Annotated in this window: 16 protein-coding genes and 1 pseudogene; 9 read left to right on the forward strand and 8 right to left on the reverse strand. The window is 75.3% G+C overall.

Annotation, left to right across the window (positions count from 1 at the left end; all coding sequences use genetic code 11):
• Positions 1-124: 124 nt before the first annotated feature.
• The 5 genes and pseudogenes from OO63_RS46040 to OO63_RS24535 form a co-directional block, all read right to left on the reverse strand.
• Positions 125-2,283: pseudogene (locus OO63_RS46040) on the reverse strand (ABC transporter permease).
• Between the two features lie 47 nt (positions 2,284-2,330).
• Entirely contained in the window at positions 2,331-3,182 is an 852-nt protein-coding gene (gene modA, locus OO63_RS24520; protein WP_051811141.1) for a molybdate ABC transporter substrate-binding protein, read from the reverse strand.
• A gap of 30 nt (positions 3,183-3,212) precedes the next feature.
• Entirely contained in the window at positions 3,213-3,611 is a 399-nt protein-coding gene (locus OO63_RS24525) for a TOBE domain-containing protein (protein WP_030357553.1), read from the reverse strand.
• 180 nt (positions 3,612-3,791) lie between these two features.
• Entirely contained in the window at positions 3,792-4,655 is an 864-nt protein-coding gene (locus tag OO63_RS24530) for a TauD/TfdA family dioxygenase (protein ID WP_030357554.1), read from the reverse strand.
• The gene (locus tag OO63_RS24535) at positions 4,648-5,931 is read right to left on the reverse strand and encodes an MFS transporter (RefSeq protein WP_397622122.1); all 1,284 of its coding nucleotides are present in this window, start codon (positions 5,929-5,931) and stop codon (positions 4,648-4,650) included. The genes OO63_RS24530 and OO63_RS24535 overlap by 8 nt, the downstream gene beginning before the upstream one ends.
• Before the next feature lie 422 nt (positions 5,932-6,353).
• Here OO63_RS24535 and OO63_RS24540 point away from each other — a divergent pair, with 422 nt between their 5' ends.
• From OO63_RS24540 to OO63_RS24575, 8 genes are read left to right on the forward strand one after another with little or no spacing between them, the layout of a single operon-like run.
• Positions 6,354-7,382 (forward strand): ABC transporter substrate-binding protein, encoded by a 1,029-nt coding sequence (locus OO63_RS24540; protein ID WP_030357556.1) that lies wholly within the window; start codon positions 6,354-6,356, stop codon positions 7,380-7,382.
• Complete coding sequence (locus tag OO63_RS24545; protein ID WP_030357557.1) at positions 7,372-8,487, forward strand: FecCD family ABC transporter permease; 1,116 nt, start codon at positions 7,372-7,374, stop codon at positions 8,485-8,487. Before OO63_RS24540 ends, OO63_RS24545 begins: the two co-directional genes overlap by 11 nt.
• Positions 8,484-9,374 carry an ABC transporter ATP-binding protein gene (locus OO63_RS24550; protein ID WP_078619334.1) on the forward strand — a complete coding sequence of 297 codons (891 nt, stop codon included), beginning with the start codon at positions 8,484-8,486 and terminating at the stop codon, positions 9,372-9,374. Before OO63_RS24545 ends, OO63_RS24550 begins: the two co-directional genes overlap by 4 nt.
• Positions 9,374-10,141, forward strand: a complete 768-nt coding sequence (locus tag OO63_RS24555; RefSeq protein ID WP_030357559.1) for a class I SAM-dependent methyltransferase — start codon at positions 9,374-9,376, stop codon at positions 10,139-10,141. Before OO63_RS24550 ends, OO63_RS24555 begins: the two co-directional genes overlap by 1 nt.
• Positions 10,138-10,959 (forward strand): Rossmann-like domain-containing protein, encoded by an 822-nt coding sequence (locus OO63_RS24560; RefSeq protein ID WP_030357560.1) that lies wholly within the window; start codon positions 10,138-10,140, stop codon positions 10,957-10,959. Before OO63_RS24555 ends, OO63_RS24560 begins: the two co-directional genes overlap by 4 nt.
• A complete protein-coding gene (locus OO63_RS24565) occupies positions 10,956-12,149 on the forward strand; it encodes a GHMP family kinase ATP-binding protein (protein WP_078619335.1) in 1,194 nt (397 codons plus the stop codon). The genes OO63_RS24560 and OO63_RS24565 overlap by 4 nt, the downstream gene beginning before the upstream one ends.
• Complete coding sequence (locus tag OO63_RS24570) at positions 12,061-13,152, forward strand: pyridoxal-phosphate dependent enzyme (RefSeq protein ID WP_030357562.1); 1,092 nt, start codon at positions 12,061-12,063, stop codon at positions 13,150-13,152. The genes OO63_RS24565 and OO63_RS24570 overlap by 89 nt, the downstream gene beginning before the upstream one ends.
• Positions 13,153-13,197: 45 nt before the next feature.
• Positions 13,198-14,319 carry an NsdA family TPR-like regulatory protein gene (locus tag OO63_RS24575; protein WP_234311099.1) on the forward strand — a complete coding sequence of 374 codons (1,122 nt, stop codon included), beginning with the start codon at positions 13,198-13,200 and terminating at the stop codon, positions 14,317-14,319.
• Here OO63_RS24575 and OO63_RS24580 read toward each other — a convergent pair.
• The 3 genes from OO63_RS24580 to OO63_RS24590 all read right to left on the reverse strand — a co-directional run bounded on the left by OO63_RS24580 (position 14,303) and on the right by OO63_RS24590 (position 18,708).
• The gene (locus OO63_RS24580; RefSeq protein WP_234311100.1) at positions 14,303-15,292 is read right to left on the reverse strand and encodes an FHA domain-containing protein; all 990 of its coding nucleotides are present in this window, start codon (positions 15,290-15,292) and stop codon (positions 14,303-14,305) included. The genes OO63_RS24575 and OO63_RS24580 overlap by 17 nt on opposite strands.
• A 183-nt stretch (positions 15,293-15,475) precedes the next feature.
• A complete protein-coding gene (locus OO63_RS46910; RefSeq protein ID WP_051811142.1) occupies positions 15,476-17,626 on the reverse strand; it encodes a serine/threonine-protein kinase in 2,151 nt (716 codons plus the stop codon).
• A gap of 161 nt (positions 17,627-17,787) precedes the next feature.
• A complete protein-coding gene (locus OO63_RS24590) occupies positions 17,788-18,708 on the reverse strand; it encodes a PH domain-containing protein (RefSeq protein ID WP_157854039.1) in 921 nt (306 codons plus the stop codon).
• A gap of 252 nt (positions 18,709-18,960) precedes the next feature.
• Here OO63_RS24590 and OO63_RS42395 point away from each other — a divergent pair, with 252 nt between their 5' ends.
• On the forward strand, positions 18,961-21,984 hold the full coding sequence (locus OO63_RS42395; RefSeq protein WP_157854040.1) for a DUF11 domain-containing protein: 3,024 nt from the start codon (positions 18,961-18,963) through the stop codon (positions 21,982-21,984).
• Positions 21,985-22,053 lie beyond the last annotated feature (69 nt).

The following is a 22,053-nucleotide window of genomic DNA, read 5'->3' on the forward strand; positions in this document are numbered from 1 at the left end:
GGGTGGGAGAGAGCCTGTCCGGCGCTTGAGGACGAGCGCGGAGCGCGATACGGGGGTGACCCCTTCGGGGCTGGGGGTGCCGGGCTGCTGGGCTGCAGGGTGCGAGTTCGGGCGGGTGGGTGGGCTACAGGGGGACCACGGAGACCTCTGTCGCCTTCACGCTCGTCCAGACGGCGGCCCCGTCCACCAGGGCGAGCTCAGCCGCAGCGGCAGGCGTGATCTCGGCGACGAGGTCGGGGGCGTCCGGCGACGTGACGAGGACGCGGAGACGGCTGCCGGCCGTGGTGATCTCACGGACGGTCCCGGCCCACACGTTGCGCGGGCTGCCCGCGGGCTTCTCCCGGTGCACGGACACCGCCTCGGGCGCGATGACGGCGAGCGCCCGCACCCCGGCGTCGAGGGGATCGGCGACGACGAGCCGCCCGCCCCCGGCGAGGGCGAGCGTACCGTCGGAGGCCACCGCGCCAGGCCACGCGTTGCGCCCGAGCATCCGCGCCACCCACGGCGACCGCGGATGCCGCGTGACCTCGGCGGGCGGCGCGTCCTGCACGGCCCGCCCGTCGTCGAGCACGAGGACCCGGTCGGCGAGGGACACGGCCTCGACCGGGTCGTGCGTGACGATGAGGCAGACACCCCCGAAGCCGTCGAGGTGCCCCCGCAGGGTGTGCCGCACGTGCGCCCGCGTGGTCTGGTCGAGCGCGGCGAGCGGCTCGTCGAGGAGCAGCAGCCGGGGCCGCGCGGCGAGGGCCCGGGCGAGGGCGACCCGCCCGGCCTGCCCACCGGACAGCTGCGCGGGCCTGCGGTGCGCGAGGTGCCCGACGCCGAGCCGGTCGAGCCACGCCTGTGCGGCCCGCCGGGCCTCCGCGCGCGGTACACCCTGGGCCCGCAGCCCGTACGCCGTGTTGCCGAGGGCGGTCAGATGCGGGAAGAGGGCGCCGTCCTGGGGCACCCAGGCGACCCCTCGCCGGTGCGGCGCGAGCGCGGTGACGTCGGCGTCGCCGAGGCGCAGGGCGGCGTGGGCGCGGGGCGTCAGGCCGAGGAGGGCGCGCAGGAGGGTGGTCTTGCCGGCGCCGTTGGGCCCGACGACGGCGATGGTGGTGCCGGGTTCGGCGTCGAGGACGAGCCGGGTGAACCCGGTGACGTCCGCGTGCAACGCCCAGCTCCCGCCGGACTCGGGCACCTTGGCGAGGCCATCGACGACCGGACGGTCCCGCCCGGGATCGGCGCCCTGCCCCCGGAGGGCATCGGCACGCGCCCCGCCCACGCCACCGGCACCCGGCTCCCGTACAACATCGCCACCCGCCCCGCGCAACGCATCGACACCCGCCCCACGCACGCCACCGGCGCCCGCCCCCCTCGCCGCACCGGCAAGCGACCCTCGTACGGCATCAGCATCGGCACCGGCCTCTGCCCCGCCCAGAGCCCCCTCGACACCCCCGTCGTCCACACCGCCCCCGGCGGACCTCCGCCCCCGGTCCACCGCCCCCGCAACGCGACCAGCACCGCCATCGCGATGGCGAGCAGCAGCAGCGACACCGAGGTGGCCGCCTCCGGCGAGTCCTGGAGCAGCAGGTACACTTGGAGCGGGAGCGTCTGCGTCGTCCCGGGCAGGTTCCCCGCGAACGTGATCGTCGCGCCGAACTCGCCCAGCGCCCGCGCCCAGGTGAGCGCGGCCCCGGCGGCGAGTCCGGGCGCGACCATGGGCAGCGTGACGGTGCGGAACACCCGCGCCGGGGACGCGCCGAGGGACGCGGCCGTCTCCTCGTAGCTGGGCCGCAGCCCGGCGATCGCGCCTTCCAGGCTGATGACGAGGAACGGCATGGAGACGAACGTCGCCGCGACGACGGCACCGGAGGTGTGGAAGGGCAGGACGACGCCGAAGGTGTCCTCCTGCCAGGGCCCGAGCAGCCCGCGCCGCCCGAAGCCGAGCAGGAGTGCGACCCCGCCGACGGTCGGCGGCAGCACCATCGGCAGCAGGACGAGGGACCGGACGAGCGCCTTCCCGGGGAACGGGACCCGCGCGAGCAGCCAGGCCAGCGGCACGCCGAGCAGCAGGGAGAGCCCGAGCGTCCAGAAGGAGACGACGAGCGACAGCTTGAGCGCCTCGGTCACCCCGGGGCTGCTCAGGTGGTCGCCGAGCTGCCCCCACTCCGTACGGGCCAGGACCCCCACGAGGGGCATCAGCAGGAACGCGACGGCGAGCAGCGCCGGTACCGCGAGCACGAACGGCGCGCGGACACGGCCCCCGCCCGGCCGCGGCGGTCGGCTGCGGAAGCGGTTCATCGGAGGGTCCTGACGTACGGGGCGGATCTGGCGTTCAGGGGTTCACGTCACGGCTTCTGGAAGCCCGCGTCCCGAAGAATCTTCTGCGCCTCGGGCGTGCCGAGCCACTTCACGAAGGCGTCCGCGGCCTCCTTGTGGCCGGACTCCTTGAGCGTGGCGGCCGGGTAGGACGCCACCGCGTTCTGCGCGTCGGGGATGGTGACGGCGTCGACCTTGTCGGGGGCGGTCGCGGCGTCCGTCTTGTAGACGATGCCCGCGTCGGCCTCGCCCAGCTCGACCTTGCTGAGCACCCCGCGCACGCTCGTCTCCTGCGAGACGGGCTCGACCTTGAGCTTCTGGGCGTCGAGCACCTGCTGGCTGTAGCGCCCGACGGGCACCTCGGGGGCGGCGAGGACGACCTTCAGACCGCTGTCGGTGAGGTCCTCGAGGCTTTTGATCTTCTTGGGGTTGCCGTCGCGGGTGGCGATGACGAGGCGGTTCTTGGCGATGATGTTCGGCGACCCGACGTCGGACTTCAGGCCGTCCATGGTCTTGGTGTCTGCGGTGACCAGGGCGTCGGCGGGCGAGCCCTGCTTGACCTGCGCGGCCAGCTCCTGCGAACCGGCGAAGGAGAAGGTGAGCTTCGTGCCCGGGTGCTGCTCCTCGTACGTCGTCTCGATGGTCTTGAACACGTCGGTGAGCGACGCGGCGGCGAGCACGGTCAGGTCGGCCTTGGGCACGCCGCCGCCCTTGCCTCCCTTGCCGCCCTTGTCCTTCTTGCCGCCGCCGTCGTCGTCACCGCCGCAGGCGGCGAGCGGCAGGAGCAGCGCTGCGGCGGCCACCGCGGCGGCGGCGCGGCGCCTGCTCCGCGGGGAACGCACGGCGCGGGACAGGGGCGAGGCAGGGGAGACGGGGGGCATGAGCGGGACTCCTAGGGTGCGTTCGAGGGTTCAGACGCGGTCGATGTGCACGCTGGTGGACTTCACCCGGGCGGTGGCCTCCATGCCGACCTCCAGGCCGAGTTCCTCCACCGCCTCGCGGGTGAGCAGCGAGACCAGGCGGTGCGGGCCCGCCTGGATCTCGACCTGCGCGGCCACGTCGCCGAGCTTCACGGCCGTGACGATGCCGGGGAAGGCGTTGCGCGCGGACGTGTACGTGTCCTCGCCCTCGGTGGCGCCGCCCGCCTGGGCCAGCTCCACGGAGAACGCCGCCAGGTCGCGGCCGTCGATGACGCGGCGCCCGGCGTCGTCCCGCCGGGTGGCGACCCGCCCGGCGTCCGCCCAGCGGCGGGCGGTGTCGGGGCTGACGCCGAGGAGCCGGGCGGCCTGACCGATGGTGTAGGACTGCATGTGCAGCACGATAAGCCCGTTTGCCTGGCAGTTGTAAAAGTTCGGGCGAACCTACATCGCAGATGCGAGGTGCCGTTCCACCTGCTGGACGATGCGCCAAGGCGGCCGGGAAGCGCGGTCCGGCGAGTCCGGTCCAGTGAGTCCGTCACCGCGCCTCCCCGTCCCGCCCGGGGCGGCCCGCTAGCGCGCCTCCGTGCTCCGTACCGTCAGGATCCGCACCGTCCGCTCCCCCGTGTGCCCGTCCCGCCCGTGCCAGCAGCGGTAGTTGTCGAGTACGAGGATGTCGCCCGCGCCGAGCCAAAAGCGCGGCAGCGCGTCCTCCAGGCCGTGCACGGCCCGGGTGAAGCGGTCCAGCATCGCCGTGATGTGCTCGGCCTGCGGATCGCGGTGCAGGGGAACCGCGCCGTCGGTGCGCCGCACGATCCGGCGCCCGGTGCGCGTCCACTCCACGTGCCGTCCGACGTGCGGCGTCGCGGGCAGCCCGCGCAGGCCCGCCCACGCCCCGTACAGGTCCACGTCGCATCCCGTCAGGAAGTCCGCGAGCTCGGGGTCGGCCGCCGCGAGCCCGTCCACGAACCGGCCCGCGTCCACCGCGAAGGAGTGCCCGCCGGACGGCGCCGGGCGCTCGCAGCGCACGAAGACGTGGTCCTCGTCGGGGTGGCGGCGCCTGCCGGGGACGCCGCCCACGTCCACCCGCACGTCGAAGCTGTCCGCGTGCAGGTGGACGGGGCCGCCGTCCCGCGAGGTCCGCAGCCGCTGCGGGTACAGCTCGCGCAGCCGGGCGCCGAGCACCCGCGCGGCGGCGAGGGTGAGGGGGTCGGCGCCGCCCGCCTCGTACGCGGACAGCACGACGGCGCCGTGCTCGGTGAGCAGCGCGGGGGCGTCGTCGACGCGCTCGGGCGGGACGCGGGGCGGCACGATGCCGGGGCCGGGGCCGGGGTCGGGCACGGCGTCCGGCAGGCACCCGTCGGCCGACGGGTGGCCCCCGTCCGGCAGATGCCCTCCGTCCGACCGGCGAGCTCCGTCCAACCGGAGGTCACTCATCCCGTACGCCTCCCTCACTCCCCGCACGCCCCGCACGACCCTCGTGCTCCTCCCCCCGCTCCCGCCGCGCGAACCCCCGCGCGCTCGGCACCAGCGCCGCCGCCGCGGGCGCCGCGAAGCACAGCACCGCGCACACCGCGAGCACGGGCCGGGGCCCGAACTGCTCGATGGCCGGGGCGATCAGGGCGAGCCCGGCCGGCGCGAGGCCGTAGGACAGCATGAAGTCGAGAGACGACACCCGGGCCAGCTTGTCGGGGGCCACCTCGCGCTGCGTCGCCGTGAACCAGGGCACGTTGAACAGCTCGATGCCGATGCCCGCCACCGCGTACGCGGCCACGACGACCACCCAGTGCACGGGAAGCAGCAGGCTCAGCGGCGCGAAGCCGTACAGGCCGAGGCCCGCGAGCGCGGCCCAGCCCTGTGCGCGCGGGCGCCAGCGGGCGACGACGACGGCCCCGCCGAGCGCGCCGAGGGTGTACGCGGTCATGGCGGCGGCGAGGACGAAGCCGGTGTCGTACTTGTCGCGGCTGACCAGCGGGAGCGCGACGCCGGTCGCGGAGTAGCCGGTGCTGATGACGACGGTGAGCGCGCCGAGCCCGGCGAGGAACCAGGGGTGGCGCCGCGCCTCCCGCAGCCCCTCGGCGAACTCCCCGAAGAACGAAGGCCGTCGGCGGGCACCGTCACGGTCCGCGCCGTCGTCGTCCACGCCGTCGGCGTCGGCGCCCTCGGCCGCGGCGGCCCCGGGCCGCCCCGCCCCCGGCCCCGGCATCAGCGCCGCCACCAGCCACAGCACCCCGATCCCGAGCAGCAGCGTCCAGGTGTCGAGGGCGACGGCGAGCAGCGCCGTCAGGGACGGTCCGGCGAGGGTGGTGGCCCGTACCGACAGGGTCATCGCGGCGTTCGCGGCCTGGCGGCGGTCCTCGTCGACGACTTCGGCGGTGAGCGCCTGGAAGGCGGGGCGGCAGGCACCCTGGCCCGCGCCCGCGACCACGGCGGCGGCGAGCATCAGCGGGAGCGACCGCCCGAGGCCCAGGGCGAGGAGCGGGGTCGCGGCCGCGGCGGCGAGGCCCGCCCAGAGGACGACGCCGCGCCGCGAGTACCGGTCGGCGAGGACACCGCCGACGGCGACGGCCACGAGGAAGCCCGCGGTACGGGCGGCAAGGAGCAGGCCGAGCGTCGCCGCGCCGATGGTCCGGTCGAGGACGGCGAGCCCGAGCACGAAGGGCAGCGCCCAGGTCGCGAGCCCGGACGCGGTGGTCCCGCACCAGAGCCGCAGGAACGCCAGGTCCCGCAGCACACCCGGCCCCCGGCCGGTCCCCCCGGCCTCGCCTGCGCTCGTGGCCTCGTCGGCACTCTTGGCCTTCGCGGCCCCGTCCACCCCCTCGGCCGCCTCGGCCTCCTCGGCCCCGCCGGCCCCGTCGGCCCCGTCGGCCTCCGTCCGTATCGGCGTAGTCGCCACGTCACGCACTCCCTCTCCTGATCGTCCGCACGGGCAGCCCATGGCCCTCGTACGGATCTCGTACGGATCTCGAAATCGTTATGCGGTCCGGCACCGGCACCCAACTGACCTGCGAAAAGCGGCAGTTGAGGCGGACCGATGGCGCGCCGCCGACCGGCGGAGGCCACCCCGGGACCCATTAATGAAAATGATTGCCATTACAGTACCCTTATCGCGTCCCACCCGAGACCGGAGGTCCCATGCGCCACCGCCACCCCGCCCGCTTCGGCATAGCCGCCCTTACGCTCGCCCTCACGGCCGTCGGCTGTTCGTCCTCCGACGGCGGCGGCTCCGCGTCCGAGGACAGGGCGGGCGGCAAGGAGACGACCGTCACGAGCTGCGGCCGGAAGCTGAGCTTCGACGGGCCGCCCGAGCGCACCGTCGCCCTCGACCAGTCCTCCACGGAGGTCCTGCTCGAACTCGGCCTCCAGGACCGCATGGCCGGTACGTCCAACCTGAAGACGAAGATCGCGCCCGAGTACAGGAAGGCGTACGACAAGGTCGACGTGCTCAGCCCGAAGATCCTGACCAGCGAGCAACTGCGCGCCGCGACCCCGGACTTCACCACCGGCGGCTTCACCGACTACTTCACCAAGGACCGCGTCGGCACCCGCGAGGAGCTCGCCGACCTCGGCCTGCCGTCGTTCGTGAGCGCCGTGGACTGCCCGAAGCAGAACGCCGCCAAGGGCACGAAGTCACCGTTCGAGCTGCTCTTCCAGGACTACCGGGACCTCGGCCGGATCTTCGGCGTCGAGAAGCGGGCCGCGAAGCTGGTCGAGAAGCAGCGCGCCACGCTCACCGCGGCGGCGCGGACCAAGGACCGGGTCAAGGGCGAGCCGACCGTGGTCTGGCTGTACTCCGTCTACGGCGACACCCCGTACGTCGCGGGCAAGAGCGCGATCCCCAGCGAGATGAGCAGGACCGTCGGCGCGAAGAACGCCTTCGACGACATCGACGAGGACTGGCCCACCGTCACCTGGGAGCAGATCGCCGAGCGCGACCCTGACTTCATCGTGATCGGCGACCTCTCGGAACGCGGCAAGCCCGGCGACAGCGCGGCCGACAAGCTCAAGGCGATCCGCGCGAACCCGGTGACGGCGAAGCTCGACGCCGTCGAGAAGAAGCGGTTCATCGAGATCCCGGGCACGGAGATGGACCCGTCGGTCCGCACGGTCGGCGCGCTGCCGCGCCTCACCGCCGGGATGAAGGACCTCGGGTATGCCCGCTAGGCCGGGCGCCCCGGACCTGCTGCACCCCTCGGCCCGGGAGGCCGCGGCGCCCCCGGCCCCGGCGGCCCCCGCCCCCGGGCGGACGGCACGCCGGTCCGCGCCGTCCGCGTCGGCCCTCCACCTCCTCGCGGGACTCGCCCTCGCCGTCTCCCTCGTCGCGTCCGTCCGGATCGGCACCACCGACGTGTCGTACGCCGACGTGGTGCGCACCGCCGGGTTCCACCTGGGCCTGGACGTCGAGCCGTTGCCGCGCCTGGTGGACTCCCTGATCTGGGAGCTGCGGGTGCCGCGGGTGGTGATGGCGGCGCTGGTGGGCGCCTCGCTCGCGGTGTGCGGCGCGGCGCTCCAGGCGATCACGCGCAACGCGCTCGCCGACCCGTATCTGCTCGGCATCTCCTCGGGGGCGTCGACGGGCGCGGTCGCGGTGGTGGTGCTCGGGCTCGGGTCCGCCTCGCTCGGGGTGACCGGCGGCGCGTTCGTCGGCGCGATGGTGTCGTTCGGGCTGCTGATGCTGCTGCTCAGGAAGGGCGGCCTCGACTCGGTCCGGGTGGTCCTCACCGGTGTGGTCGTGTCGCAGCTCTTCACGGCGCTGACCTCGCTCGTCCTGATGGCGTCGGGCGACTCCGAGGCGATCCGGGCGATCACGCAGTGGCTGCTCGGCTCGATGGCCCCGGCGCGCTGGGACACCACGGCGGTGACGGCCGCGGTGACGGCGGTGGGCCTGCTCGTCCTGTGGCTCAACTCGGCCGCCCTGGACGGGTTCTCGTTCGGCACGGACACGGCGTCGTCGCTCGGCGTGGACGTCCGTACGACGCGCTGGGTGCTGCTGATCGTGACGTCGCTGATGACGGCGGTGGCGGTGGCGTCCGTGGGCGCCATCGGGTTCGTCGGCCTGATCGTGCCGCACGGCGTGCGGTTCCTGGTCGGGCCGCGGCACCGGACGCTGCTTCCGCTGTCGGCGCTCGTGGGCGCGGTGTTCCTGGTGTGGACGGACGCGCTCGCGCGGGTCGCGTTCGCGCCGCAGGAGGTGCCCGTCGGCGTGTTCACGGCGCTGCTCGGTGTGCCCCTCTTCCTGCTGGTCCTGCGCAAGCGGGGGGAGCTGTGAGGATCACCGCCGAAGGCCTCGCCTGGTCCGTGGCGGGCAAGAGCGTCCTGGCCGGCGTCGACCTGGACATCGCGCCGGGCGAGACGGTCGGCCTCATCGGCCCCAACGGCTCCGGCAAGTCCACCCTGCTGCGCTGCCTCGCGGGGCTGCGCACCCCGACGTCCGGCTCGGTCGCGTACGACAAGGAGCCGATCCGGCTCTGGAGCGCGCGCCGGACCGCCCGCCATGTGGCGTTCGTGGAGCAGGCCGCCGACACCGACAGCGATCTGCGGGTCGAGGACGTGGTGACGCTCGGCCGCACGCCCTTCGGCGACCGGTGGCGGGGCTTCAGCGCGCGGGACCGGGCCGTCGTCGCCGCGGCCCTCGCCCGCCTCGGCCTCACCGAGCTGCGCGAGCGTCCCTGGAAGGCGCTGTCCGGCGGCGAGCGCCAGCGCGCCCACATCGCGCGGGCCCTGGCGCAGCAGCCGTACGCGATCCTGCTCGACGAGCCGACCAACCACCTCGACGTGAAGCACCAGTTGGAGCTGCTCGGCCTGCTCGCGGCCACCGACCAGACCGTCCTCGTCGCGCTGCACGACCTGTCCCTCGCCGCCCGCTACTGCGACCGGCTGCTCCTGCTGCACGGCGGCCGCCTCGTCGCCGAAGGGCCGCCGCGGGACGTCCTGACGCCACGGCTGCTCGCCGAGGTGTTCGAGGTGGACGCGGTGACCGGGCCCGACCCGCTGGGGCACCTCGCGGTCGCGTACCGGGGTGTCGCCGCGCCGCCCGCCACCGGGGACGCGGTCGCCCCCGCCACCGAGGACCCGGTCGTCCTCGCGTCCCCCAGGTCCGCCACGGACCACCCCACCCCCGAACTCGTCGACTCCCCCACCCCGAAGGAGACCTGATGGACAGCACGGCCACCGGAGCCGCCCTGCTCGACCAGTTGCCGCCGCCGCTGCCCGCCGCGCGCGTCATCGCCCTCAACCAGCCGAAGGCGGACCTGCACACCCCCCGTTCCTACACCTGGAACGGCTGGTCCTTCGACGTGCCGCCCGGCGTGTTCATACCCGGCTGGACCAGCCGCCTCGTCCACGAGCGGCTGCTCGACGGCCGCATCGAGACGCGCTTTCGCCGGTACGCGGCCATGGGCGCCGGGCTCGGCGTGGAGGCGGTCGCGGCAGGCGTGCGCGGGGCGCGGGAGATCTACGCTCTCGACGTGCACCCGGAGAGCGTCGCCACGGCGGCCCGGCACTACGCCCGCCTGGTCGGCGAGCGCCCCGACACCCGCCTCGTCCCCGTCGTCGGCGACGTCTTCGACGCGCTGCCCGCGGGCGTCAAGCTCGACGTCGTGACGTTCAACCCGCCCGCGGTCAGCCAGCCGGTCAGCGAGGACCCCGACGTCGTACGCAACGTGTGCGTGGGCGCTCCGCTGCTCGCACGGTTCTTCGCGCAGCTCGCCGAGCGTGACCTGCTCGCGCCGGGCGGCGAGGTGTACGTGATCGTGTCGAACACGGCCGATCTGCGCACCATCGTCGGGGACGCGCTGGACAGGGGTTTCACCGCGGAGATCGACCATCTGCACGACTGGCAGGACGGCGTCCTGACGTTCCTCCTCAAGTTCCAGCGAGCACCGAAGTCCATGACCCAGCCGATCCGCGGAGGCCTCGCGTGAAGACCGTCGACGAACTCCTCTCCGCCGTGCTCGCCGGTGAACTCGGCCCCGACCCGGCCGAGTTGACGGCCACCAGCGTGTTCTGGATCCACCACGGCACGCGCCTCGCGGGCGGCGACGTCACCTACCTCAACCAGTACGTCCTCGTGCGCGTCGGCGGCGCGTTCGGCGGCTGCGCCTTCGAGGCGGGCGAGATCGACCCGGCCATCTGCCGGGACGCGTCCGGCAGTTCGCTGGCCACGCTGCTCACGGAGGCGCCGCGGGCGCTGCGCACGGCCGCGCTCGACGCCTACCTGGCCGCCGTCGCGCCGCACCGCGAGGCCCCCGGCGCCGAGCCCGTGACGCTGCCCGCGGGTCCGCCGGAGGTCCGCGCGGTGGCCCGGGACACGGCCATCGCGGGCCTCCTCGACATCGAGCCCGGCGCCAAGGTCGCCCTCATCGGCGTCGTCAACCCGCTGGTCGCGGCCATCCGCGAGCGCGGCGGCGACCCGCTGCCCTGCGACCTCAACCTGCGCACGACCCAGTGGGGCGACCCCGTCAGCGACGACATGCACGAGGTCCTCGCCGCGGCCGACGCCGTCGTCGCCACCGGCATGACCCTCAGCAACGGCACCTTCGACACGATCCTCGCCCGCTGCCGCGAACGCGACGTGCCGCTGATCGTGTACGCCCAGTCGGGCAGCGCGGTGGCCCGGGCGTTCCTGGGCGCGGGGGTGACCGCGCTGTCCGCGGAGCCGTTCCCGTTCTCCCAGTTCAGCGCCGAGCCGACGGCCCTGTACCGGTACCGGGCCGCACCGCGCGCGAAGGGCGGGTCGTGACGAACGCGGCGCCACAGGACGGGCCCGGGACGGGGGCGGGGACGGGGACGGGGACGGGGACGGGCACACGCGCGGCCCCTCACACCGCCACCGCCACCGCCACCGCCACCGCCACCAGCACTGCCACCGCCACCGGCACCGGCACCGGCACCGGGCACGCCGCCTGTCACCACGGCGAGATCCTCCAGGGCGTCTTCCTCGACGAGCGCGGGCGGCGCCGCGCGGGCCTGGTCACCCTCCCGATGCCTGCCCTCGGCACCCGCGCGGAGTTCGTACGCCGCCCCGGCGCCGAGGACGTGACGGTGGTGCCCGCCGACCGCACCAAGGCGCTGCGGGCCGCCACCTACGCGATGGCGGAGTGCGCGACACAGTGTCAGGAATCTTTGTGCGGCGGTGAGTTGCGGCTCACCGGTGCCGTGCCTGTGGGCCTCGGCATGGGCTCGTCGAGCAGCGACGTGATCGCGGCGGTGCGCGCGGTCGCGGACGCGTTCGGGGTGCTCCTCACGCCGGAGGCCATCGCGCGGCTCGCGGTGCGCGCCGAGCGGGCGTCGGACCCGCTGATGCTGGACGGCCGCCCGCTCCTGTTCGCCCAGCGGGAGGGCCGGGTCCTGGAGGAGCTGGGCGCCGCGCTGCCGCCCGCGGTCGTCGTCGGCTGCGCGCTCGGCGGCGGACGGCCCGTGGACACCCTGGCGCTGCCGACGCGCGGGTACGACGACGAGGACGTGCGCGCGTACGAGCGGCTGCGCGCCCTGCTGCGGCGGGCCGTCGCCACCGCCGACCCGGTGCTGCTCGGGCACGTCGCGACCGAGAGCGCCCGGCGCGGTCAACGCGTCCTCGCGCACGAGGAGTTCGGGGAGCTGACGGCCATCGCGGGCCGCGTCGGCGCGGTGGGCGTGCAGGTCGCGCACAGCGGCAACGTGGCGGGCCTGCTCTTCGACCCGGCGGCACCGGACCTGCGGGGGCGGCTGCGCCGCTGCTCGCAGGCGCTCGCGGCGGCGGGCATCCCGGCCACGTACACCTTCACGACGACCTCGCGGAGCTCCACCCCACACGCCCCGCACACCCCCTGCACGAGTTCACCCACCAGCGAGGAGGCCCCACATGGCCGAGACGGACGAGCACATCGCGGAGGCGATCGGCCGCCCCGACCTGATACGTGTCGACGAGGGACTCATCTGCCTGCGCTTTGAGACCATGAAGGTCGTGTCGGCGCTCGCGGCGGTCCGCCATCTGCTCGACACGGGCGCCGTACGCCGCGGCGACACCCTCCTCGACAGCTCCAGCGGCATCTACGCGTACGCCCTCGCCCTGGCCTGCCACCGCTACGGCATGCGCTGCCACATCATCGGCTCCACCACCGTCGACCACACCCTGCGCACCCAACTCGGCATCCTGGGCGCCCACTTGGAGCAGATGCCGCCCAGCTCCGACCTGAAGCTGGACCAGAAGCGGCGGGTCGCCCGGGTGCACGAGATCCTGGACGCGCACCCCGAGTACCACTGGATGCGGCAGTACCACGACGACATCCACTACCTCGGCTACCGCGCGATCGCCGACCGCGTCCGCGCGGCGGCCCCCGCGGACGGCTCGCCGCTCACCCTGGTCGGCGGCGTCGGCTCGGGCGCGTCCACCGGCGCCCTGGCCCGCTACCTGCGCGCGGACGGCGCGGGCCCGGTGCGGCTCGCGGGCGTGCAGCCCTTCGGCAGCGTCACGTTCGGCAGCGAGCACGTGGCCGACCCGGAGATCATCATCGCCGGGATCGGCAGCTCGATCCCGTTCGCCAACGTGTCGCACACGGCGTACGACACCGTCCACTGGCTGTCGTTCGACACCGCCCTCGCCGGGAGCGTCGACCTGCTGCGCCGCCATGCCGTCTTCGCGGGCCTGTCCACCGGCGCGAGCTATGCGGCGGCCCGCTGGGAGCACGCCCACGTCCCGGGCGGCACCACGGTGTTCATCGCGGCCGACACCGGCCACCGCTACGTCGACACGGTCTTCGCCCGCCACGCCGAAGCCGCCGACCTCGACGGCCTCGCGCCCCGCACGGTGTCCTCCCTGGCGGAACTGGCCCTGCCCTGGTCGCGGATGGAGTGGGCCGGAGCGGGGGCGCCCGCCCGGGCGGAGGCGACGGCCGGGGCGGCGCGCGGTCCGGCGCGGGCGGCCTTCCCGGACCCGGCCCGCGGTTTGGCATGATCAAGGGAGGGCCTGGCGGGGGCCGGTGGGGTGGGGAGGCTGGGCGTGGGCGCGGACATCGGCGGGGGGGCGGGCCCGGACTTGGGCCCTTGCGCGGGCTCGGCCTCCTGGGCGGGCGCGGATCTGTGCGCGGGCATGGACCTGGGCGCGGGTGCGGACCCGTGCACGGACGTGAGCCTGGGCGCGGGTGCTGACCTGCGTGTGGGCGTGGGCGTCCGTGACCGGCACGGAGGACGGCGCGGACTGCGCGGACGGCGCGGACGGCCTTCGCTCGGTGCCCTCCGTGCCGTCACCCGGCGGCTGATCGGCCTGGACTCCGCCGGCGGCGGGGCCACCGCCGTCCCCCTCGCACGGGCGGTCGTGCGCGCGGTGCCCGAGGTGACCGCTGACCCCGCCGCCCTCGCGGGCGCGGAAAGCGACCGGCTCGCCGTGCTCGCGGAGCTGTGCGAGGTGATCGGGTGGATCCTCTTCGACGCGGGACACCACGGGGCCGCCCACCGGATGAACGCCCGCGCGCTCGCCCTCGCCGAGCTGTGCGGCGACCGCTGGACGGCCCGCCTCACGCTGCTCAACGACAGCATGCTCCTGACCCACGCCGGGCACCCCCGGGCCGCCCTCGCCGCCGCCGCCCGGTCCCGGGGCCCCCGCCCGCTGCCGCCGCGCGTCGCGGCCCTCGTCCTGATCCGCGAGGCGCACGCGACGGCGATGCTGGGCGCACGCCGCGAGCCGGTGGACCTCATGGCCCGCGCCGACAGCCTGTTCCTCGACGGCGGCTCGCGGCACGACCCGGCGTGGGCCTGGTGGCTCGACGAGCGGGAACTGACCGGCCACCGGGGCTGGGTCGCCGCCCGCCTGCGGGACTTCGACCGCGCCGTCCCGCTGCTGCGCCGCGCGGCCACGGCACCCGGCGACCCGTCCTACCGCCACCTGTTCTCGGCCCACCTCCTGGCCGCCCTGACCGGCGCCGGGGCGTGGAGCGACGCGGAACGACTCGTCGTGGACCTCGCCCCGCGCGCCGCGGACCTCGGCTCGGCGCGCACCACCGAGAGCCTGCGGGGCACCGCGCGCCGCCTGCTGCACGGACCCGGCCGCGTCCCGTCGTCCGTGCGGGACGCGGCGGTGTTCCTCCTGGAGTCGCTGGCGCCTGCCTCTAGTCGGCGCCCCTGACATCAGCCGTACCGCCTTCACCCGCAGTCGTACCCGCCCCCTCCCCGCAGTCCTCCCCGTCGTCGTCCATCAGGCACAGGTCCGGCGGGACGAGGGTCGTCGACTCGACCAGCCCCCGCAGCAGGTTGTGCAGGAGGCTGTTGTCGGAGGGGCGGCCGACGGAGTTGTCGTGCAGGAGCGGGTGCGGGAAGCCGCTGTCGTGCAGCCTGCGCCGGACGGCCTCGACGCGGTACTCGATCCTGCGCTCGTTCCAGTTCTTGCCGGGCCGCAGGTACGCGAGCTGCTGTGCGGCCCTGCTGTACGTCAGGGGGCGCGGCCCCTCCTCGTACAGCAGGTACTCCTGTCCGAGGACGACGAGCAGCAGCCGCTCGTCGTCGTCGAGCGACCAGCGCCTGGGCGGCAGGGTCTCCGCGCCGCGGCGCGCCACCGGACCGGGGTCGTCGGGGCCCGAGACGTACAGCTCGACCAGGTGCTCCCGGTAGCCGGAGCCGCGGACGAACAGCGGGGTGTAGCCGGTGGCGAGCGGCACCGGGTCGGTGCTCGCGTGCAGCATCCGGCCGCGCGGCAGCCGGACGAGCTGCTGCCCGGTGTTGCGCAGCCACCACTGGTGCCCGCGGTACGTCAGCTCCCCGTGCCTGCGGCTCACCATCAGGTCGTGCTCGCCGACGGCCAGGGCGACCTCCGGCAGCTCCCCGCGCCCGAACGCCACGGTCAGGCCGGGGCGCGGGGTCACCCTGACGGCGCCCGTCACCGAGCGGGCGTGCAGGGTGCCGGGGCGCGCGGGGGCGACTCCGCGCGCGAGGCTGGTCTGTGGCGCGAGGGGGGTGCGGCGGCTGTTCGTGGCTCGGCCGCCGTCGGCCTGACCGGCCCTGGCACGGCTGTCCTTGGCCCGGTCGTCCGTAGCCCGGCTGTCCGCGGCTCGGCTGTCCCCGGCCTGACTGGCCCCCTGGCTGTCCTTGCCCTTGTCGGTCATGGTCGGTCTCCCGTCGGCCGCGCGGTCGGTGCTCCGGGTGCGCGTCCCCTGCCTCCCCCGCGCCCTCCCGCCAGTGTGCGGCGCCGGTCCGGGACCCCTCCCGAAGCGGCGCGGCGGGCCCCTGGAGCCGTGCGGCGGTACGCGGCCCGGCCCGTCGGTCGTGTCGGCTTCCTCGGCTTCGCCTCAGCCGGCGCGGAGTTCGGCCTCCGCCTTGCCCGCGAAGGAGGTGGCGAGGCGGCGCAGCTTCTTGTCGGACGGGTCGCCGCCGACGGTGACGTTCACCGTCTCGACCGCGTCGTCGCCGCCCGGGTCCGTGTACGTGCGGTGGACGACGCGGACGAGGCAGGTCCGCGGGCCCTCCGCGTCCGGCTGGACGACGGCACGACGGCCGCCGACGCGGGTGAGGATGCCGTCGTCGCCGGTCGGTGGCTGGCCGCGGTCGAAGCGGACCTCCAGCCACAGGTCGCCGGTGGTGCTCGCCCACTTGCAGTCCCAGCCTCCGAAGCTGACGTCGGGGTCCTTCGCGTCGACGCCGGGCACGGCTTCGAGGTCCTTGGGGTCGAGCAGCGCGCACGCGTCCTCGTGCACGAGGGAGTGGGCGGGCGCGGGCGAACGGCGGGCGATGCGGCCCTCGTTGAGCACGTCGACGGCCTTGGCCGCGGCGGCGTCGGCCATGGGGCAGAGCGGCGCGGTGCCCTCGTCCTGCTTCGCGACGACGGAGATGTTCACGTCGGGGTCCCCCGCGGGCAGCAGCGTGCGCACACAGGCGTCGCTGTCCTCGGCCTCCTTCACCACGCGGACGGCGCCCTCGGTGCGCTGCGGCGCGGGCAGGTCGGAGGCGCCGCCGGTGTCGAAGTGCACCTCGACGTCGACGGGTTCGTCGTCGCCGGTGTCCACGATGACGTCGCAGCGGTCGAAGTTGCCGTAGTCCCGGTCGAGGTCGGCCTGGCCGAACCGTTTGAGCACGGCGGGGTCGGCGAGGGCGCAGGGGTCGGCGGTGCGATGGTCGCCGACGACGGACCGCCCGGACCCGCCCGAAGCGCCGGTCCGGCCGCCCGCCTTGCCGTCCGGGTCCCCGCCGTCGTCGTCCGACGCGAGCCGGGGGACGAGGAGGGCGGCGGCGAGTACGAGGACGACGGCTCCCCCGACCGCGCCCACGAGCCGGGCCCGGCCCCGCAGCACCTGCCCGAGCGGCCCGGCTCCCGGGCGGCTTCGGGCTGCGCCCGGGCGGGGGTCCGCGTGGCCGTGGCGGTCTGCGTGGCCGTGGCGGTCCGCGCCTCCGCGGCCGTCCGCAGCGCTCCCCTGGCCGCCGATCACCCCGCCCTCGGCCCTTGTTCCCGCGGCCTCGTCCAGCCCGGGGCCCGCGCCCGCCCCGCTCCCCTCCGCATCCCTCTCGGTCTCCGGTAACTCCTGCGTGGACGCGGACAACTCCGCCGTGGCAGCGAGCCCGCCGTGCCCTTCCTCCACGCCGAACGCGAGTGCCCCCGCACCCGACTCCCGGGCGGGAAGGGGCTCCTGGCGGCCCGCGTGCGCCTCCAGGAGCCGCACCGCCTCCGCCGCGTCCGGGCGGCCGGCCGGGTCCGGGGCGAGCATCGGCGGCAGGACGTCGGCGAGCGCGCCGATGTCACCGTCGAGGACGACCTCGCCGCGGGCGGCCTGCCGTTCGGCGACGTAGGGGTCGATGCCGCGTCCGGCGTGCGGACGGGGCGGGCGGCCGGTGACGACGTCGTACAGGAGGGCGGCGAGGGAGAAAACGTCGGAGGCCGGTTCGGGGTGGCCGCGGACGACCTCGGGGGCGGCGTAGTCCGGGGTGTAGCCGACCATGCCGGGCGGGGTGATGGTCTCCTGGCCGCCGTAGCGGTACGCGGCGCCGAAGTCCGCGAGCTTGGCGAGGCCTTCGGGGGTGACGACGACGTTGGCGGGCTTCACGTCGCCGTGCACGATGCCCCGGGCGTGCAGGGCGGCCAGGGCGTCGGCGATCTGGGCGCCGACGCGGGCGGCGCGCGCCGGACCGAGCGGCGGCCGCCGGTCGAGGCTGCCCCCGGAGACGTACTCCATGACGAGCCAGAACGCCGAAGGACCGGCTGTGGCGGCGCCCGAACCCGCGCCCGGTCCCGCGCCCCGTCCCGCGTCCGGCTCGGCTGCGGGACCGGCGGCCGGGACCGTGAGGACGTCGTGCAGCGTGACGACGTGCGGATGGCTGAAGCGGGCCAGCGCGCGGGCCTCCGACTCCAGGCGGCCGACGGCGGCCCCGGGCTCGTCGGCGGCGTGCATCCGCTTGAGTACGACATCGCGCGGCAGCCGCAGATCGCGGGCCAGCCACACCTCGCCCATGCCCCCGCGCAGGGGCCCTCTCAGTAACCGGTAGCGCCCTCCGACGGTAGTGCCCAGGCGCACTCCGACTCCCCCTCACCCATGTCACCCATGGCCCGAACCCCGCTGCCTGCCGAGCGGGATCCGAACCTACTGGGTGCACCGGGCGCCCCACACGTCCTTCACGGGATGTTCGCGCCCCGCCCGCCTCTCCTGCGAACCACTTCGGCCACGGCGACGACGGCGGCGCAGACCACCCCCGGCACCACCATGATCATCACGGGGGACGGCAGGGCGGCCGCGGGCCCGTCGAGGTCGTCGAGGGCGCCGCCGAGCAGCAGCGCGAAGAAGGCGACGGCGGTGACGACCATCGCGGCCAGGCCGGCCGCGACGCCGCGCAGCCAGGCGGTGCTGCGGTCGGCGGAGCGCCGGGCCCGCGCGATCCGTGCGGCGGCCTCGGGCCGGGCCCGCCAGTCGGCGCCGCGCCGCAGCTCCCACAGGTCGCGCAGTTCGCGTACGTCCTCGTGGAAGGCGAAGAGGTTGCGACTGTTGAGGTGCGGCAGCAGGATCCGGTGACCCTGGTGGTCGTAGAGGTAGACGAACTCCCGGACCACGCCGGCGTCGACGGTCGCGGTCGGGTTGCCCTCGACCTCGATGGCCTGCACGTCCCGCCAGGCGACGAAGCGCCCGCCGAACGGCCCGCGCGCCTCGACGCCCTCGGGCCCGGTGAGGGTGGCACTGCGCCGGAACGCGACGCGCATCAGGGCGTACAGGACCACGAGCAGCGCGGGCAGCCCGAGGAGCACCCACAGCGGCGCCCCGCTGCGCGCGAGCTGCGCGAGCCCCGCGGTGATCCCCACGAGCCCGAGCCCCGAGACGCCGAGCCCCGGCGCCCCCGGCTCGGCCCGGTACTCGGGATAGCGGGGACCCTCGCCCGGCGCCTCGTCCCCGCCACCCGGCACCTCGTCCCCGCCGCCCGGCACGTGGTCGCCACCGCCCGGCACCTCGTCACCCCTGCCCGGCGCCTCGCCCCCCGCACCCGGCCTGCCGCCCGGGCCCCGCCCGCTGTCCGGGCCCCACCCGCTGTCCGCCGTCGATCCCACCCGCCGACCTCACCCTCGCCTCGAACCGCTCGCTGCGGACGGCACGTTAGAGGGGGCGGCCCGGGACGGGTCCCGGTGGCCGGGGTGCGGCGCGGCCGGCCGCCGGCCACAGCCGCGGTGGCCCTCGCACGCGCAGGAAGGCCCCGCCCCCGAGGGCAGGGCCTTTCAGGTGAAACGTGCGCTTAACGCCTTGTCGTAGCAGCCGAAGCCGCCCCCGAGCGGCCCACAGTTGACGCGTCCTCAGGTCCCCTCGTGGTCGGAAGTGCCGTGGTCCCCATCGCCCACCGGTACCGTCGCGCGCTCGTCGCCGCGGTGGCCGTGCTCGTCGCCGCCCTCGCGGCGCTCGCCCTCGTGCCCCACGCCAGCGAGGCCCGCGCCGACCCCCGGATGAGCGTCCGGCTCGACCCGGGCACGTCGCCGGTGCCCGCGGGCGACCACGTCACGTACAACGGGTTCATCCAGTGCTCGATCCCGGGCGACTGCCGGGCGGTGACCGTCACCTTCACGCCTCCGCCCGGCGCCTCCGGCAAGGGGGTGGTGTCGCAGCCCCACCCGCCGGGCGTCACCGGCGTGACCTCGGACGACGACGGCACCGTGACCGTCACGTACAGCTCCGTCGCCAGCGGGCAGAGCTCCCAGCTCACCGTCAGCTGGCCCACCGAGGACTACTGGACGCCGCCGGGCGGCCAGCGGGCGCAGATGTCGGCGACCGCCGCCAACGGCGACGGCACCCCGAGCGCCGACGACGCCGTCGTCGAGGTGACCGCCGAGCCGAACCCGGCGATCCGCAAGGAGGGCCCCTCCCGCGCCCGGCCCGGCGAGACGATCACGTACAAGGTCACCGCCACCAACGACCCCCGCAACGCCAACCGCCCGCGCGGCAACCTCGCCCTGGAGAACGCCGTCCTCACCGACGTGCTCCCCGAGGGCGTCGACCTCGTCGACGCCACCCCCGCGGGCTACACCTACGACGCGGCGACGCGCACCGTCACCTGGCCCGTCGACACCGAACCCGACCGGCCCGGCGACCAGTTGGCGCAGGTGAAGAGCTACCCCTACGGCGTCGTGCACGAGATCCGCGTGAAGGTCCGCGACGGCGTCGCCGACGGCACCACCCTCACCGACACCGCGTCCGTCACCGGCGACCCGTTCGGGCCCGGGACCGGGAAGGTCACGGAGTCCGACACGGCCGACACCGTCGTCGGCTCCGGCGGCGGCGAGGTGTCCGGCACCCTCGACAAGTCCGTCGACCCGCCGCTCGCCGCGAACGGCCAGCGCGTCTCGTACGTCCTGCGCTTCGCCAACACCGGCACCGACGCCGCCGACGCCCGCCTCAGTGACACCCTGCCCGCCGGGTTCGACCCGCAGACCCTCCGTCTGTCCACGCCGTCCGGCGGGGCCTACGGCGGCGACTGGTCGGTGGTCGTGACCCGGCGCGACGGCAGCACCGAGACCATCACGCCGTCCGGGCAGACCGCCGACCTCGGCGGCGCGGGCGACCTCGTCGCCGTACGCGTCGACGTGCCGCGCCTGCCCGCGGGCAGCGACCTCGTCGTGCAGATCTCCGGCCACGCCGACGGCTCCGAGGTCCCCGGCGGCAGCGGCGACATCGACAACTGCGCCCGCCTCGGCCTCACCGGCGGCAGCGGCACCGCCGAGGAAGAGTCCTGCGCCGGCTTCCACATCGAGCCCGAGGTGTCCCAGCCCGAGCTGTCCAAGTCCACCGAACCGGCGCCCGTCGGCCCCGGCGGCGGCCACACCTGGACCGTGACCCTCACCAACGACCGCTACCGCACCGGCTCCTCACCGCTGCGCCCCCGCTTCGTGGACCTCGTGCCCCGCCAGCTCGCCTATGTGAAGGGCTCCTGGACCCTCGCCGACAGCCAGCCCGCCTACTGCCCCGCGGGCGACCGCTTCACCGAGACGGTCACCGACGGACCCGCGATCCCCGGCGGCCGCACCCGCGTCGAGCTGACCGCCGAGCCCGGCGCCGAGATCCCCGCCGACGACTCCGCCTGCGTCTACACCTTCCGTACGACCGTCGAGCCCGGCGTCGCCAGCGGCACCTACGGCGGCTCACCGGGCGACGCCGACTACGCGGGCAACCGCGCCGGGCTCTACGACGCCGAGCGGCCGATCAACACCCGCACCACCGACCGGCACGACATCGACGGCGACGGCGACACCGGCGAGAACGTCGCCGAGGCCACCGACGACTTCGCCGTCGCCGAGTCCTCCGCGCTGTTCGTCACCAAGGAGGTCAAGGGCGACGAGGACGACGCGTTCAAGGGCTCCGCGGAGGTCCCCGGCAAGGAGGACGAGGTCGGCCGGTCGACGGTCGGCGGCACCGTCGAGTACCGCACAGTCCTCGGCAACATGGGCAACACCGCCCTCACCAACGTCGTCGCCTACGACCTGCTGCCCGCCCCCGGCACCACCGGCGTCACCAGTGGCCGGTACGGGGACGACGTCACCAGCGAGTGGCGGCCCCGGCTCACCGGGCCGATCGACGCGGGCTCGGCACCCGTGACCCTCACCTACTCGGAGCAGGCCGACCCGTGCCGCCCCGAGATGGACAACACCCCGGACGACAGCGCCCCCTTCCAGTGCGACGGACGCCCCGACCCGTCCTTCGCGCCCGCGGGCCAGGTCACCGACTGGAGCCGGATCCGCTCGGTCCGCTTCGACTTCGGCGACCATGTGTTCTCGGCGGGCGAGCGCTATACGCTCCGCTGGTCCATGGACGTGCCCGAGCGCGGCCCCGACGGGCCCTTCGAGGGCGGCGAGCGCACCTGGAACAAGATCGCCATCGCCGGCGACCGCCACCGGCCCGACGGCACGACGCGCCGCCTGCTGGCGACGGAGGCCCCGTGGGTGGTGAACGAGGTCAGCCCCGCCCCGTCCCCTTCACCCTCGGACTCCCCGTCCCCGTCCCCTTCACCCTCGGACTCCCCCTCGCCGTCACCCTCGCCGTCGGACTCCCCGTCCCCATCACCCTCACCGTCGGACTCCCCCTCACCGTCGGACTCCCCCTCACCGTCGGACTCCGCTTCGCCGTCCCCGTCCCCGTCCCCGTCGGACTCCCCGTCCCCTTCTCCGTCGGACTCCCCGTCCCCCTCACCCTCACCGTCGGAGACGACCCCCACGCCGCCGCTGCCGGACACCGGGTCCGGGGGCGTGTGGATGGCATCGGGGATCGCTGCGGCGCTGCTCGCGGCGGGGACGTTGCTCGCGGCGATCGCGCACAGGCGGCGAGAGGCGCGCGACGAGCTGTGAGGTGAGCCCTCCCGGGGCGGGTGGCACTCGAACCTAAGGGCCTCCTCCCCACGGCTGTGCCCTGACGAA

This window comes from Streptomyces alboflavus, from assembly GCF_000716675.1.
Taxonomy (GTDB): Bacteria; Actinomycetota; Actinomycetes; order Streptomycetales; family Streptomycetaceae; genus Streptomyces; species Streptomyces alboflavus.

Excerpts from the sequence above, each read along its gene's own strand:
- OO63_RS24555 (WP_030357559.1), top strand. The coding sequence starts at position 9,374 with ATGGACAGCACGGCCACCGGAGCCGCCCTGCTCGACCAGTTGCCGCCG.
- OO63_RS24545 (WP_030357557.1), top strand. The coding sequence starts at position 7,372 with ATGCCCGCTAGGCCGGGCGCCCCGGACCTGCTGCACCCCTCGGCCCGG.
- OO63_RS24530 (WP_030357554.1), bottom strand. The coding sequence starts at position 4,655 with ATGAGTGACCTCCGGTTGGACGGAGCTCGCCGGTCGGACGGAGGGCAT.
- OO63_RS24525 (WP_030357553.1), bottom strand. The coding sequence starts at position 3,611 with ATGCAGTCCTACACCATCGGTCAGGCCGCCCGGCTCCTCGGCGTCAGC.
- modA (WP_051811141.1), bottom strand. The coding sequence starts at position 3,182 with ATGCCCCCCGTCTCCCCTGCCTCGCCCCTGTCCCGCGCCGTGCGTTCC.
- OO63_RS24570 (WP_030357562.1), top strand. The coding sequence starts at position 12,061 with ATGGCCGAGACGGACGAGCACATCGCGGAGGCGATCGGCCGCCCCGAC.
- OO63_RS46910 (WP_051811142.1), bottom strand. The coding sequence starts at position 17,626 with ATGGGCGAGGTGTGGCTGGCCCGCGATCTGCGGCTGCCGCGCGATGTC.
- OO63_RS24580 (WP_234311100.1), bottom strand. The coding sequence starts at position 15,292 with ATGACCGACAAGGGCAAGGACAGCCAGGGGGCCAGTCAGGCCGGGGAC.
- OO63_RS24540 (WP_030357556.1), top strand. The coding sequence starts at position 6,354 with ATGCGCCACCGCCACCCCGCCCGCTTCGGCATAGCCGCCCTTACGCTC.